12 protein-coding genes are annotated in these 13428 nt (G+C 62.8%); 6 read left to right on the forward strand and 6 right to left on the reverse strand.

Annotation, left to right across the window (positions count from 1 at the left end):
- Positions 1–19 precede the first annotated feature (19 nt).
- Positions 20–910 (forward strand): DMT family transporter, encoded by an 891-nt coding sequence (locus tag C8D04_RS13970; protein ID WP_116005393.1) that lies wholly within the window; start codon positions 20–22, stop codon positions 908–910.
- A 6-nt stretch (positions 911–916) separates the two neighbouring features.
- On the opposite strand, the gene mrdA is transcribed toward C8D04_RS13970, so the two are convergent.
- From mrdA to C8D04_RS13990, 4 genes are all read right to left on the reverse strand, one after another.
- The gene (gene mrdA, locus C8D04_RS13975; RefSeq protein ID WP_116005394.1) at positions 917–2863 is read right to left on the reverse strand and encodes a penicillin-binding protein 2; all 1947 of its coding nucleotides are present in this window, start codon (positions 2861–2863) and stop codon (positions 917–919) included.
- Positions 2864–2957: 94 nt separating this feature from the next.
- A complete protein-coding gene (gene mreD / locus C8D04_RS13980; RefSeq protein WP_116005395.1) occupies positions 2958–3473 on the reverse strand; it encodes a rod shape-determining protein MreD in 516 nt (171 codons plus the stop codon).
- A 34-nt stretch (positions 3474–3507) separates the two neighbouring features.
- Positions 3508–4431, reverse strand: coding sequence for a rod shape-determining protein MreC (gene mreC, locus C8D04_RS13985; RefSeq protein WP_116005396.1), 924 nt, complete (start codon positions 4429–4431; stop codon positions 3508–3510).
- A gap of 122 nt (positions 4432–4553) precedes the next feature.
- Positions 4554–5597, reverse strand: coding sequence for a rod shape-determining protein (locus C8D04_RS13990; protein WP_116005397.1), 1044 nt, complete (start codon positions 5595–5597; stop codon positions 4554–4556).
- 204 nt (positions 5598–5801) lie between these two features.
- Here C8D04_RS13990 and gatC point away from each other — a divergent pair, with 204 nt between their 5' ends.
- From gatC to gatB, 3 genes are all read left to right on the forward strand, one after another.
- On the forward strand, positions 5802–6101 hold the full coding sequence (gene gatC / locus C8D04_RS13995; protein ID WP_116005398.1) for an Asp-tRNA(Asn)/Glu-tRNA(Gln) amidotransferase subunit GatC: 300 nt from the start codon (positions 5802–5804) through the stop codon (positions 6099–6101).
- Positions 6102–6108: 7 nt separating this feature from the next.
- Positions 6109–7599, forward strand: coding sequence for an Asp-tRNA(Asn)/Glu-tRNA(Gln) amidotransferase subunit GatA (gene gatA, locus C8D04_RS14000; RefSeq protein ID WP_116005399.1), 1491 nt, complete (start codon positions 6109–6111; stop codon positions 7597–7599).
- A gap of 113 nt (positions 7600–7712) precedes the next feature.
- Positions 7713–9158: an Asp-tRNA(Asn)/Glu-tRNA(Gln) amidotransferase subunit GatB gene (gene gatB, locus C8D04_RS14005; RefSeq protein WP_116005400.1), complete on the forward strand. Its 1446-nt coding sequence runs from the start codon at positions 7713–7715 to the stop codon at positions 9156–9158.
- On the opposite strand, the gene C8D04_RS14010 is transcribed toward gatB, so the two are convergent.
- Together C8D04_RS14010 and pyrE are read right to left on the reverse strand one after the other, a co-directional pair.
- Entirely contained in the window at positions 9155–9859 is a 705-nt protein-coding gene (locus C8D04_RS14010; protein ID WP_116005401.1) for a DUF4124 domain-containing protein, read from the reverse strand. The genes gatB and C8D04_RS14010 overlap by 4 nt on opposite strands.
- Positions 9849–10550, reverse strand: a complete 702-nt coding sequence (gene pyrE, locus C8D04_RS14015; RefSeq protein WP_116005402.1) for an orotate phosphoribosyltransferase — start codon at positions 10548–10550, stop codon at positions 9849–9851. The genes C8D04_RS14010 and pyrE overlap by 11 nt, the downstream gene beginning before the upstream one ends.
- Positions 10551–10560: 10 nt before the next feature.
- Here pyrE and C8D04_RS14020 point away from each other — a divergent pair, with 10 nt between their 5' ends.
- Together C8D04_RS14020 and C8D04_RS14025 are read left to right on the forward strand one after the other, a co-directional pair.
- Positions 10561–11364, forward strand: a complete 804-nt coding sequence (locus C8D04_RS14020) for an exodeoxyribonuclease III (protein ID WP_116006201.1) — start codon at positions 10561–10563, stop codon at positions 11362–11364.
- A 13-nt stretch (positions 11365–11377) separates the two neighbouring features.
- Entirely contained in the window at positions 11378–13327 is a 1950-nt protein-coding gene (locus C8D04_RS14025; protein WP_116005403.1) for a GspE/PulE family protein, read from the forward strand.
- Positions 13328–13428: the final 101 nt, after the last annotated feature.

Genomic DNA, 13428 nt, shown 5'->3' on the forward strand with positions numbered 1-13428 from the left:
AACCGGTCAGCTTTTTTTAATGCGTCGTGAACGTTATGGCCTGTTGGCCCTGCTGCTTGTCACCATGGTGTGGGGAACCACCTTCCCGGCCATGAAACTGCTGTCTGCCCAGCTGGATGCTCTGCAGATCATCTGGCTGCGTTTTGCCATTGCGCTGGTCGTTCTCGGGCCGCTATGGTGGGGCATGCGCCGTGGCGAACGTCTGTGGGGCTGCGCCCTGGGGTTGCTGCTGTTTCTGGCGTTCTGGCTGCAGATCGAGGGACTCGCACGCACCAGCAGCAACCGCAATGCTTTCGTCACCGGCCTGAATGTGCTGGTCGTGCCGCTGCTGGCCATGCTGGCCCTCAAGCGCCGCTATGGCTGGCAGCTGTGGGTCGCCTGCGCGATGGCCTGTGCCGGGATGTTGCTGATGTTCCATGAGGACGAACCATGGAACCTGGGGGATTCACTGACCCTGGTCAGCACCCTGTTCTACGCTATCTACATCCTGGCCCTGGAAGAGTGCGCCCGCCGCCACACGGCTCTACCGCTGCGCGCCACCCGCATGGCCGCCGCGCAGGCCACGACGATGTGCCTGGCATCCATGGTGCTGCTTCTGGCCCGGGGCGATGGCATGGACTGGCTGGGAACGCTCGCGCACATCGGCTCTTCTGCCTGGATCGCATTGCTCTACCTGGGCCTGCTGGCCAGCGTGGTGGTGGTCACACTGCAAGCCTGGGGGCAGCAGCGCGTGGACGCCATGCGCAGCGCCATCATTTTTGGCCTGGAGCCCGTCTTTGCGGCTCTCACTGCCTGGGCCTTGCTGGGCGAACGCCTGGGCTGGGCGGGTTTGAGTGGCGCCAGTCTGGTCGTGGCCGCCTTGGTGTTCAGCCAGTTGGGCCCAACCTCGGCCGCCAGCGCTCCCACCTGACGCCCTTCATTCTGCTGCGGGCAGAGCGATGTCGGCCACCTGCCGGGGCTTGCCGATGGGCGCCGTCGCCATACCTTTGCGCGTGGCGACCATGTCTTCTTCACTGGGATATTCACCCTGGAGCCAGTAGTCAAAGACACGCCGGGCAATCGGCGCAGCATGGGCGGCGCCAAAACCGGCATTCTCAACAATGACCGCCAACGCGATCTGGGGCGCCTCGACCGGAGCGAAGGCGATATAAAGCGCATGGTCTCTCTGGCGTTCTTCCAGTTTGGCGGCGTTGTAACGGTCCTTCTGCCCGATGGTCACGGCCTGCGCTGTGCCCGTCTTGCCGGCAGACAAATAACGTGCCCCCGCAAACACGCGGGTCGATGTACCTCCTTGCGTCACACCCGCCATGGCCCGGCGCACCACATCGACATTGGCAGGTTTGAATCCCAAGTCCACGGCTGCCGGTTGCTCGATAGGGTGGCTGTTGCGTGTCACGGCGTCCAGTGTGGCAATACCCAGGTGGGGTCGGTGCTGCACCCCGCCATTGGCCAATGTGGCAGTGGCCTGCGCCAGTTGCAGCATGGTGAAGGTGTTGTAGCCCTGCCCAATACCCAGCGAAATGGTCTCTCCTGCATACCATTTCTTTTGCTCAGGCCGACGATAGGCGTTGCGCTTCCATTCCTGGCTGGGCAATACTCCGCGCACCTCGCCGTTGAGGTCAATGCCCGTGATCTGCCCCAGCCCCAGAGGCTTCATGAAGTCGTGCATGGCATCCACACCCATGTCGTTGGCCAACTGGTAGTAGTACACGTTGCTGGACTGCACAATGCTGCGGTACATATCCACCGCACCCAGGCCGTGATCGCCGTGGCTGCGAAAGGTGTGCCCACCAAACGTCCACGAGCCGTTGTCCATGGTGATGGCGTTGGGCGTGCGCTTGCCAGTCTCCAGCGCCGCGAGCGCCATGAAAGGCTTGTAGGTGGAGCCTGGAGGGTAGGTACCGCGCAGCGCACGGTTGAGCAAAGGTTTGTCGAGCGACTGGTTGAGCGCCGTCCAGTTTTCTACATCGATGCCTTCAACAAAGAGGTTCGGATCAAAGGTCGGCTTGCTCACCAGGGCCAGTATTTCCCCCGTGCGTGGATCGATGGCGACCAAGGCTCCACGGCGGTCTCCATACAAATCCTCGATCATCTTTTGCAGTTTGATGTCCAGCGACAGCTTTACCGTCTGGCCAGGCGTCGCTGGGAAGCTGTTGAGCCTGCGCACAGCCCGGCCACCCGCCGAGGTTTCCATCTGCTCGACACCGGTGATGCCGTGCAGCGCAGACTCGAAACTGTGCTCGATCCCCAATTTGCCGATGTATTCGGTGCCCCGGTAATTAGCTTCATCCTCCGAATCCTGGATGTTGGCCTTTTCAGCCTGGTTGATGCGCCCGATATAGCCAATGGCATGGCTGGCGACTTCGCCCAGCGGATAGTTGCGAAACAAACGCGCTTTCACGTCCACGCCTGGAAAGCGGTACCGCTGCGCCGTGAAACGCGCCACTTCCTGGTCGGACAGCCGGGTGCGGATGGGCAGCGACTCGAAACCACGCGACTCCTCCATCAGACGCCGAAAACGCCGCCGGTCGCGCTGCTGTATGTCTACCACCTGCGCCAGCGCATCGATGGTTTCTTCCAGTTCACTGACCCGGGACGGCGTGATTTCCAGGGTATAGGCCGCGTAATTGGTGGCCAGCACCACGCCGTTGCGATCCAGTATCAATCCCCGGTTGGGAACCACGGGCACGACGGCCGTGCGGTTGCTCTCGGCTTGCTCCGCCAGATCTTCATGCCGCACCACCTGCAAAAAGACCAGACGTGCCACGACCAGGCAGAAGGCGATGAAAACCACAGCGCCCACCACCAAAACCCGCCAACGAAACCGCTGGGCGTCCAGCTCGGCATTGCGCAGCTCAGTCATAACGGCAGTGCGCTGCCCACGCAGCAGCGGTGCCGACAGGGCGTGTTGCGCTCAAACGCCCCCACAAATAGGTTCTCTTGCACCATGGACACCATTACGCCCGCTTCTCATTGCGATCGGGCGACCGGCGCTGCGGCGCGAGCAGCACCCAACTGGCCAGCGGCCAAAGCACGGCTTCCAAAATCGGCGCAACCAGCATGGACCAGCCAGGGAAAACGCCTCCAGAGAGCAGTCCCACAAGCAGCAGCACTGCGTGGGTTGCCGCAAACAGGCCCACCATCTGCAGAGTCTGCGCCCCGGGCCTGAACCACAGCACGCGCCGGTGTGTGCGGCCAGTGCCGTACAACAAAATGGCGTAAGCCAGCGCATGCTGGCCCAATAAAGCAGACTGCTGCACATCCATACACAGCCCGAGCAGGAACGCCGTGCCTATGCCAATGCGCGACGGCTGGTGCACACCCCAAAAGGCCAGCAGCAGCAGCAGGACATCGGGCATCCAGGGCACGTGGCCCAAGGGCAACATGTTGAACGCCAGCGCCGCCACAAGACTTGCGCCAATAAATACAGGATTGGCCGGCAACAGAAGCTGCTGGCCGCGGGGCATGATCATGGCGATCCTCCCGTCATGATCGGCGCCAGCCCACTCATTTACGCCCCCTTTTCTTGCCTGCATTGTCTTCGGGCGCAGGCCCAGGGCGCTGTGGCAATTGTCCTGCGACCGGTTCGAGCAAGAGCACATGGTGCGCACCCTGGATGGCCGCGACAGGGGCGCAATAGATGCGTGCAAACGCAGAATCGGCACGCCGTTCGACACGCACCACCCGGGCCACCGGCAGCCCGGTCGGATACACGCCGTCCAGCCCGCTGGTGGTCAGCAGATCGTTTTCCTGGACATCGGCGTTCGCTGACACAAACCGCAACTCCATGCCACCACCATGGCTGGCCACAGGGTCGCCATAGGCCACGCCCCGCGCGTTGGTGCGCATGTTGACCACCGGAATGGCCTGGTCTCGGTCGATGAGCAACGTCACTTCACTGATAAAAGGATAGACCCGGGTGACCTGCCCCAGCACACCTGCGCCGTCGAGCACCGGAGACCCCGGCTGCACGCCGGCATCCTGGCCACGGTCCACCATGACCCGGCGTGAATAAGCATCAGTGGTCTCATACAGGATTTGCGCGGCCTGAGATGCTCCTTGCAGGCGCGCGCGCAAATCCAGCAACCGGCGCAGGCGGTCATTTTCCTGGGCCAGCTGATCGGCTTGGTGGGCTCTTTGAGATTGCAGCACCAATTGCTTGCGCGCCAGGTCGGATTCAGACTGTGCGGCCTGCAGGGCCTGGAAATACCCGGCCGCTTCTCCCGCCATTTCCACCGGCTTGACCATGGCCCATTGGGCAGGATAAAGAAGGGCTGCGATCGTCTTGCGTAAAGGGTCCGTCACATGGAACCGGGCATCCGCCACCATCAAAAACAGCGCCAAGGCGCTGTACAGGACAAGCTGAGAAATGGCCGAAGGCCCCTGTCGCATGAAGGAGGGGGCACGACGATCCAGCGTTCCAAGCGGCATGCGGGCCCTCTTTCAGGCAGGCAGCACGGTGGCATGTACCACCATGGCTGACGGGCGAAGTTGAACAGCCTGGTTCATGCAGCGAAAGCGCCGGGCCACGGTGGGAGTGACGCCTGAGTGGTTCAATCGCTGGTGAAGATGCTGCCGGCGCGGTCCATGCGTTCGAGCGCAATGCCGCAGCCGCGCACCACACAGGTCAAGGGGTCTTCCGCCACCAGCACGGGCAACCCTGTTTCCTCAGCGAGCAGGCGATCGAGGTCGCGCAGCAGAGCACCGCCACCGGTCAGCATCATGCCGCGCTCGGCGATGTCGGCACCCAGTTCTGGCGGGGTTTGCTCCAGCGCATTCTTGACAGCCGAAACGATCTGGTTGAGCGGCTCTGTCAGGGCTTCGAGCACTTCGTTGCTGGAAATGGTGAAACTGCGTGGCACGCCTTCGCTGAGGTTGCGACCACGCACTTCCATTTCGCGCACTTCCGAACCCGGAAAAGCACTGCCGATATGTTTCTTGATGGACTCGGCTGTGGGTTCACCAATCAGCATGCCGTAGTTGCGGCGGATGTAACTGATGATGGCCTCATCGAACTTGTCGCCCCCCACGCGCACGCTGCCCTTGTAGACCATGCCGCCCAGCGAAATCACGCCCACTTCTGTCGTGCCGCCACCGATGTCGACCACCATCGAGCCACTGGCCTCGCTGACGGGCAGCCCCGCGCCAATGCCAGCAGCCATAGGTTCCTCAATGAGATAGACCGCTGTAGCACCCGCGGCCTCGGCAGCATCCTTGATCGCGCGGCGTTCCACCTGGGTCGAGCCGCAGGGTACGCAGATGATGATGCGCGGGCTGGGCGTGAGCAGGGTGCGGGGATGCACCATCTTGATGAACTGCTTGATCATCTGCTCGGTGATGACGAAATCCGCAATCACGCCGTCCTTCATCGGGCGGATGGCCTCGATGTTGCCAGGCACCTTGCCGAGCATGGCCTTGGCTTCGCGGCCCACAGCCTGGATGACCTTCTTGCCGTGCGGTCCACTTTCGTGGCGTATGGCCACCACCGAGGGCTCATCCAGAACGAGGCCCTTTCCGCGGGCAAATATCAGGGTATTAGCGGTGCCAAGGTCAATGGCAAGATCGGTGGAAAAATACCGACGGAAAATTCCGAACATTCAAAAATCCTCTCGGGCACAGCAAGCGCCTCGGCCTGCCATCGCCGGTTTTGTGGTGTCTAATCTGGGACTATTGCGCGCATTGACCCGCCAATTGCGGTGTATAGCGGCAAAGGCGGGATAATAACGCATCCCCTGTGAATAACTTCTGCCGGACCACCCGCTTGCTAAGCTTTACATCCGGTTTCCGACCCTTTTCCCCCTATGGCACTGACTCCCCAGGACATCGTCCGCATTGCCCATCTGGCACGCCTTGAAATCAGCCCCAGCGAAAGTGAGCAAGCGCTCACGCAGTTGAACGGCTTCTTCAATATTGTGGAAAAGATGCGCGCCGTGGACACCCAGGGCATCGAACCCCTGTCCCACCCCGTAGCCACCATTCAGGACATTGCGCTGCGCCTGCGCGAAGACATCGCCAGCGAGCCCAACGCACGCGATGCCAACCAGAAAAACGCCCCGGCCGTCGAGCGGGGCTTGTTCCTTGTGCCCAAAGTGATCGAGTAAGGCCTGTATGACCACCCGCACCGCACTGCATGACCTGGGCGTGGCCCAGCTTGCCGCCGAACTGCGCCAACGCCGCGTCTCCGCCGTCGAAGTGGCGCAGCATTTCCTGGCCCGCGCCCGCCAGCACCAGAATCTGGGCGCTTTCGTGGCCCTGAACGACGATGCCACGCTGGCGCAAGCGCGCAATGCCGACGTACGGCTGGGCAGCGGTACCGCCGGCCCACTCGAAGGCGTTCCCCTTGCGCACAAAGACATTTTCGTCACCCGCGATTTCCCGACCACTGCCGGATCCCGGATGCTGGCCGGATACCAGTCACCCTTCGACGCCACCGTGGTCACGCGACTGGCCGGGGCGGGCGCAGTCACCCTGGGCAAACTCAATTGCGACGAGTTCGCCATGGGTTCTGCCAATGAAAACTCGGCCGTGGCCCCCATTGGTTTCGACGCCCCTGCACCGGTGCGCAACCCCTGGGCGACGGACCGCATTCCCGGCGGTTCATCGGGCGGCAGCGCGGTCGCTGTGGCAGCGCGCCTGGCACCGGCCGTCACAGGCACGGACACCGGCGGATCGATCCGCCAACCCGCCAGCTTCTGCGGTATTACGGGGATCAAGCCCACCTATGGCCGCGCATCGCGCTACGGCATGGTGGCCTTTGCCTCCAGCCTGGACCAGGCCGGCCCCATGGCCCGTTCGGCCGAAGATTGCGCCCTGCTGCTCTCGGCCATGTGCGGCCCCGACCCGGACCGCGATTCCACCTCTCTCGACTTGCCTGCCGAGGACTTCAGCCGCTCGCTGAATGACTCCATTGAAGGCCTGCGCATCGGCATCCCGGCCGAGTTCTTTGGCGAGGGCCTGTCTCCCGATGTGCGCGCCGCAGTAGACGGCGCACTCAAGGAATACGAGAAGCTCGGCGCAAAATTAGTGCCCATCAGCCTGCCGCGCACCGAGTTGTCTATTCCCGTCTACTACATCATTGCCCCGGCCGAGGCCAGCTCGAACCTGAGCCGCTTTGACGGCGTGAAATTCGGCCACCGCGCCAAGGACTTTTCCGACCTCGAAGACATGTACAAAAAGACCCGCGCCGAAGGCTTTGGCGCCGAGGTCAAACGCCGCATCATGATTGGCGCCTACGTCCTCTCACACGGCTATTACGACGCCTACTACCTGCAGGCGCAAAAGATCCGGCGCATGATCGCCGACGACTTCCAGAACGCCTTCCAGCAATGCGACCTGATCGCCGGCCCCGTGGCGCCCACCGTGGCCTGGAAGCTGGGCGAGCACGGCAGCGACCCGCTGGCCGACTACCTGGCCGACATCTTCACGCTGCCCGCATCGCTGGCCGGCCTGCCCGGCATGAGCCTGCCCGCAGGCTTTGGCGAAGGCGGCATGCCCGTGGGCCTGCAGCTCATCGGCAACTATTTTCAGGAAGCGCGCCTGCTCAATGCAGCGCACCGCCTGCAGCAGGCCACGGACTTCCATCTGCGCAGCCCGCTCTGAATACCATAGCTGCTTGCGCTTGATTAATAAGTATTTCAGCATAAAAACATGCTGAAACCAATATAAATCAAGCGCTGGCAGCTCCTCTTTTTGATAGCCAAGGACAGCTCCCCATGTCTGCGAAACTGATCCACGGGTACGAAGTCGTCATCGGCTTCGAGACCCACACCCAGCTGGCCACCCACAGCAAGATCTTCAGCCGCGCCAGCACCGCCTTTGGCGCCGAGCCCAACACCCAGGCCTGCGCCGTGGACATGGCCCTGCCCGGCACCCTGCCCGTGATGAACCGCGAGGCCGTAGCCTGCGCTATCAAATTAGGACTGGCATTGGGCTCCCACATTGCGCCAGTGAGCATTTTTGCCCGCAAGAACTACTTTTACCCTGATCTTCCCAAGGGCTACCAGATCAGCCAGTTTGAGATTCCGGTGGTTCAGGGCGGTGAGGTGTCTTTCTTCCTGGGTGACGAGAAGAAAACCGTGCGCCTGGTGCGGGCCCACCTCGAAGAAGACGCGGGCAAGTCGTTGCACGAAGAATTCCACGGCATGAGCGGCATCGACCTGAACCGTGCCGGCACGCCGCTGCTGGAGATCGTGACCGAACCCGACATGCGCTCCTCCGAAGAAGCTGTCGCCTACGCCAAGGAGCTGCACAAGATCGTGACCTGGATCGGCATCTGTGACGGCAACATGCAGGAAGGGTCGTTTCGCTGCGACGCTAACGTCTCGGTGCGCAAACCAGGCGCCGAACTGGGCACGCGCCGCGAGATCAAGAACCTCAACAGCTTCAAGAACATGCAGCAGGCGATCGACTACGAGATCCGCTGGCAGATTGAAGAGATCGAAGACGGCCGCACCATCGAGCAAGCCACGGTGCTGTTCAACCCCGACACGGGTGAAACACGCGCCATGCGCACCAAGGAAGACGCGGCCGACTACCGCTATTTCCCCGACCCCGACCTGCCGCCGCTGGTGATTGCCCCCGAGTGGGTGGAGAACACCCGCGCGCAAATGACAGAATTGCCCCGTGCCATGGCGGCGCGCTTCGTGCAGGACTACGGCCTGCCCGAATACGACGCCACCACGCTGACGCAGAGCAAGGCCATGGCGGCCTATTTTGAGGCAGCAGCCCAGGCCAGCGGCCAGGCCAAGCTGGCGAGCAACTGGATCATGGGAGAAATGTCGCGGCGCCTGAACGCAGGCGAGATGTCGGCCGCACAAGCGCCCATCGCCACCGCGCAAATGGCCGCCATGCTGTCGCGCATTGCCGACGGGACCATATCGAACAACGCCGCCCGGCAAGTTTTCGACGAGCTCTGGACCGGTCAAGGCAGTGACGTGGACGCGATCATTGAAGCCAAGGGCCTCAAGCAGATGAATGACAGCGGCGCACTGGAAAAAATCGTCGACGAGGTGATCGCCGCCAATCCCGACAACGTCGCGCAGTTCAAGGCTGGCAAAGACAAGGCGTTCAACGCGCTGGTGGGCCAGGTCATGAAAGCCAGCAAGGGCAAGGCCAACCCGCAACAGGCCACCGACCTGCTGCGCGCCCGCCTGGGTTAGCGCGCTGTCGTGGAGGGCGCGGGCAGGGACAGCGCCGGCACGGGACGCTGAGTGGCCCACAGCTTGCGCAGCTGGGCCAGTTCCTCATCAAAGCGTTGGTGGATACGGCGCTTTTCCTGGTCTTGTCCGGCAATGAAGCGGCGCTGCTCCTGCACTTCTTCATCGTTCTCGGCCAACTGGCGGCGCAGCATCATGGGGGCTTTGGCCGGGTCCTTGCGGTAAAACTCCATTTCCAGGTCCAGCGTCTTGCGCCTGCCGTGCAGGTCTGCGATACGCTGGGTGGCTGTGGCAGTCACTGCATCCACCTGGGCAAGGGCCAGGGCGCGCTCCGCATCATGGGAGGCCTTGTCGGGGTAGCGGGCAAGCAGGACGCGCTCACGCTTGCGCTCATCGGCAATGCGGTTGCGTTCTTCCTGCTCCTTGCGGCGCTCGACCTCCAGCGCGGCACGTTCATGGTCGGTCAGGGTCGGGCCGATGACGCGGCGCACGGTGCCCGTGGGACCCAGCTCGCGCTGCTCACGGTCGATGCATTCCGGAATGGGGCGGTCAGACGTGAGTTTGCGGCCCTGCTTGTCCACGCAGGTGTAAACGCTTTGGGTATTGGCCGGCGCATTCTGGGCGGCCACCACCGCACACAGGCCTGCCAGCACGCTACCCACCAACAGCTTCAACACCGATCGTTTCAATGGATCACCCTTCATCGACTCCGTACTGCTGGCGGTAGGCCAGCACCTTTTCGCGGTGGGCCGCCATGTCGGCACGGCCCTGCGCATCGGACAAGTAGAGCAATAAGTCTGCCAGTGTGGCGATGGCGCACACCTGCAGCCCAAGCTGGTGGCGCACATACTGCACCGCACTGTGGGGCACATCGTGCCCATTCTCGGTGGCTTTTTCTTGCCGGTCCAGCGCAATGGCCACGGCATGCGGCGTGGCCCCCGCCGCCTGGATCAGGGCGATCGACTCGCGCGCTGCCGTACCGGCAGACATCACGTCGTCGATGATGAGCACCCTTCCGCGCAGCGGCGCGCCTACCAGGGTACCCCCTTCGCCGTGGTCCTTGGCCTCTTTGCGGTTGTAGGCAAAGGGCACATTGCGGCCCCGCCGTGCCAATTCCACTGCGACAGTGGCGGCCAGCGGAATGCCCTTGTAGGCCGGGCCAAACACCATGTCGAACTCGATCCCGCTGGCCAGCAGGGCTTTTGCATAGAATTCTGCGAGGCGGCCGAGTTTGAGGCCATCGTCGAAAAGTCCTGCATTAAAAAAATAAGGACTGAGGCGGCCTGCCTTGGTCTTGAACTCGCCAAACCGCAGGACACCGGATTCCACGGCAAACTGCACAAAACCCTGCGCCAGATCGTCTCCTGACTCTGTATGCGCGCCAACATCCACCATGGGGAATTCCTTGTTCAGATTAACCAGCCTCAATCTCAACGGCATCCGTTCCGCCACCAGCAAGGGCGTGGAGCAATGGATCGCCGACACCGGGCCGGATTGTATTTGTGTGCAGGAGGTCAAGGCACAGGCCGCCGATGTTCAAGACCGATTTGAACAACTGGCGGGCTTGCAGGGCCATTTCCATTTTGCCCAGAAAAAAGGCTACTCAGGCGTCGGGATTTACACCCGGCATGAACCCAGCGAAGTGATCGCCGGATTCGACGGCGGCGAGTTCGACGCCGAGGGCCGCTATGTTGAACTGCGCTTTGACACCCCGGCGCGCAAGCTCTCGATCATCAGCGCCTATTTTCCCAGCGGCTCCTCGGGCGAGGACCGCCAGCTGGCCAAATACCGCTTCCTGGCGGCTTTTCATCCGCACTTGATGCGGGCCAAAAGGGAGCGTGAGTTCATTCTGTGCGGCGACATCAACATCGCCCACCAGCAAATCGACCTGAAAAACTGGCGCAGCAACCAGAAAAACAGCGGCTTCCTGCCGGAAGAACGCGCCTGGATGACAAAGTTGTTGCACACAACTGATCCAGAAGGCGGCCTGATAGACGTTTACCGTCAGTTACAACCCACCGCCACCGACACCGCCTACACCTGGTGGAGCAACCGCGGACAAGCCTACGCCAACAACGTCGGATGGCGGCTGGACTACCACCTGGCCACCCCTGCGCTCGCAGCCCTGGCACGCGCTGAATCCATCTACAAGGGCGAAAAATTCTCCGACCACGCGCCCTTGACCGTGGACTACTCCTTCGATCTCTGACGCCGCCCAGACCATGCCCACACCGACTGCCAACGGCACGCCTTCGACCTTCTTCGAGCCCCGCGATAACGAGTCGCTGTGGAAACTGGTCACCACGCCCCACCCGCTGGTCGGCAAGGCCAGGCACCTGGGCGAAGCCTTGGTCAACGCCGAGATGGTGGCTCCAGCCACGCTGATGGCGGGGCTGCGGGCGCAGCAGGGGGAGCGCGAACAGGGCATTAAGCGCCTGATTGGCCAAATCCTGGTAGAGCAAGGCCACCTTTCGCAGGACCAGTTGCGCGAGGCTATTGCCTCGTGGCTGGGTGAATACGTGGTGCACCCCGAACACCTGCAGCCCGACGCCACCGCGCTGGCGCTGGTGCCGCGCGGCGTGGCCGAGCGCGAGTCGGTGCTACCGCTGCTGGCACGCGAGGATGCGCTGGTGGTGCTGATGGCCGATCCCTACGACCGCACGCTGCTCGATGAGCTGCGCTTTCTCACCCAGCGCCGCCTGATCCCGCTGCAGGCGGCCCCCGGCACCCTGCTGCCAGCCATTGCCAAGGCTTACAGCGTGCACCCGGCCAGCCCAACGGCCTCCGCTCCGCCTGCAGCCGCAGGTCGTGCAGGCAATGGCCCCCATGCCCCTTCTGCGGCGCGCGCCTCGTCGCAGGAACTGGTTGTCAACCTGAGCAGCAGCACGCCCGAAAGCGAAGCCGCCCAGGCCGATGTGGTGACCGAGTCCGACAACACCCTGGTGCGCCTGATCAACTCGATCATCGACGAGGCCATTGCCCACCGGGCGTCTGACATCCACATCGAGACCGAGCCTGCGCCGCAAAACGTGCGCGTGCGGCTGCGCATTGATGGCGACCTGGTGCCCTACCTGGAGCTGCCCGCGCGCTTTCGCTATGCCATGGTGGCGCGCATCAAGATCATGGCGACGATGGACATCTCCGAGCACCGCAAACCGCAGGACGGCAAGATCGACTTCTCGCGTTTTGGCGGTCCCCCCGTGGAGTTGCGCGTCGTCACCGTGCCCACCTCGCGCGGCCTCGAAGACGTGGTGCTGCGCCTGCTGGCCGGGGCCAAGCCGCTGCCGCTGGACAGCATTGGCCTCAATCCCGCCAACCTGATCTCCATGCGCGAAGTGGTGCAAAAGAGCTATGGCCTGGTGCTGGTGGTCGGCCCCACGGGCTGCGGCAAGACCACCACGCTGCATTCGGTGATCAGCGACATCAACACCGCCGGGCGCAAGATCTGGACGGCCGAGGACCCGATCGAAATCACCCAGAGCGGCCTGCGCCAGGTACAGGTCAACCCGCGCATAGGCTGGACTTTTGCCGCCGCCATGCGCACCTTTTTGCGCGCCGACCCCGATGTCATCATGATCGGCGAAATGCGCGATGAGGAAACCGCACGCATCGCCATCGAAGCCTCGCTCACGGGCCACCTGGTGCTCTCCACCCTGCACACCAATTCGGCGCCGGAAAGCGTCGCGCGGCTGCTGGAGATCGGACTGGATCCGTTCAACTTCTCCGACTCGCTGCTGGCCATCCTCGCCCAGCGCCTGGTGCGCCGCCTGTGCACCGGCTGCCGCGAGCCCTGGATGGCCGACGAAGACACCCTGCAGGCCATGGCTGCCCAGTACCTTGAAAGCAGCTCCTCCAACACCCACGAAGCCCGCACGGTGCAGGTGGAGCGCTGGCGCAGCAGCTTTGGCAACGAGACCGGCGATATCACGCTGTGGCGCCACAAAGGCTGCAGCCAGTGCGAACAGCACGGCTACCGTGGGCGCATGGGCATCCACGAGCTGATGATGAGCAGCGAAGCCATCCGCCAGCACATCCGCCACCGCGCCTCGGCCACCGAGATTCGCCTCACGGCCCTGGCGGCCGGCATGCTCACGCTGCGCCAGGACGGCATTGAAAAGGTGCTGCAAGGACTGACCGACATGTCCGAAGTGATCGCCGCCACCAATTTGTGAAGACTACATAAAAAATATGCTTGTAACTCTTACCCAGTAAGCGTTACAAGCTATTAAATCAATAGTGAATTCAGCCATCCATCGATGGCGAGCGCCCCCGA

Origin of the sequence: Simplicispira sp. 125, from assembly GCF_003096555.1 — a bacterium.
GTDB lineage: Bacteria > Pseudomonadota > Gammaproteobacteria > Burkholderiales > Burkholderiaceae_C > Simplicispira.

Bases quoted from the DNA above. Each gene is read 5' to 3' on its own strand.
- C8D04_RS13970 (WP_116005393.1), top strand. From the start codon at position 20: ATGCGTCGTGAACGTTATGGCCTGTTGGCCCTGCTGCTTGTCACCATG.
- mrdA (WP_116005394.1), bottom strand. From the start codon at position 2,863: ATGACTGAGCTGCGCAATGCCGAGCTGGACGCCCAGCGGTTTCGTTGG.
- mreD (WP_116005395.1), bottom strand. From the start codon at position 3,473: ATGATCATGCCCCGCGGCCAGCAGCTTCTGTTGCCGGCCAATCCTGTA.
- mreC (WP_116005396.1), bottom strand. From the start codon at position 4,431: ATGCCGCTTGGAACGCTGGATCGTCGTGCCCCCTCCTTCATGCGACAG.
- C8D04_RS13990 (WP_116005397.1), bottom strand. From the start codon at position 5,597: ATGTTCGGAATTTTCCGTCGGTATTTTTCCACCGATCTTGCCATTGAC.
- gatC (WP_116005398.1), top strand. From the start codon at position 5,802: ATGGCACTGACTCCCCAGGACATCGTCCGCATTGCCCATCTGGCACGC.
- gatA (WP_116005399.1), top strand. From the start codon at position 6,109: ATGACCACCCGCACCGCACTGCATGACCTGGGCGTGGCCCAGCTTGCC.
- gatB (WP_116005400.1), top strand. From the start codon at position 7,713: ATGTCTGCGAAACTGATCCACGGGTACGAAGTCGTCATCGGCTTCGAG.
- C8D04_RS14010 (WP_116005401.1), bottom strand. From the start codon at position 9,859: ATGAAGGGTGATCCATTGAAACGATCGGTGTTGAAGCTGTTGGTGGGT.
- pyrE (WP_116005402.1), bottom strand. From the start codon at position 10,550: ATGGTGGATGTTGGCGCGCATACAGAGTCAGGAGACGATCTGGCGCAG.
- C8D04_RS14025 (WP_116005403.1), top strand. From the start codon at position 11,378: ATGCCCACACCGACTGCCAACGGCACGCCTTCGACCTTCTTCGAGCCC.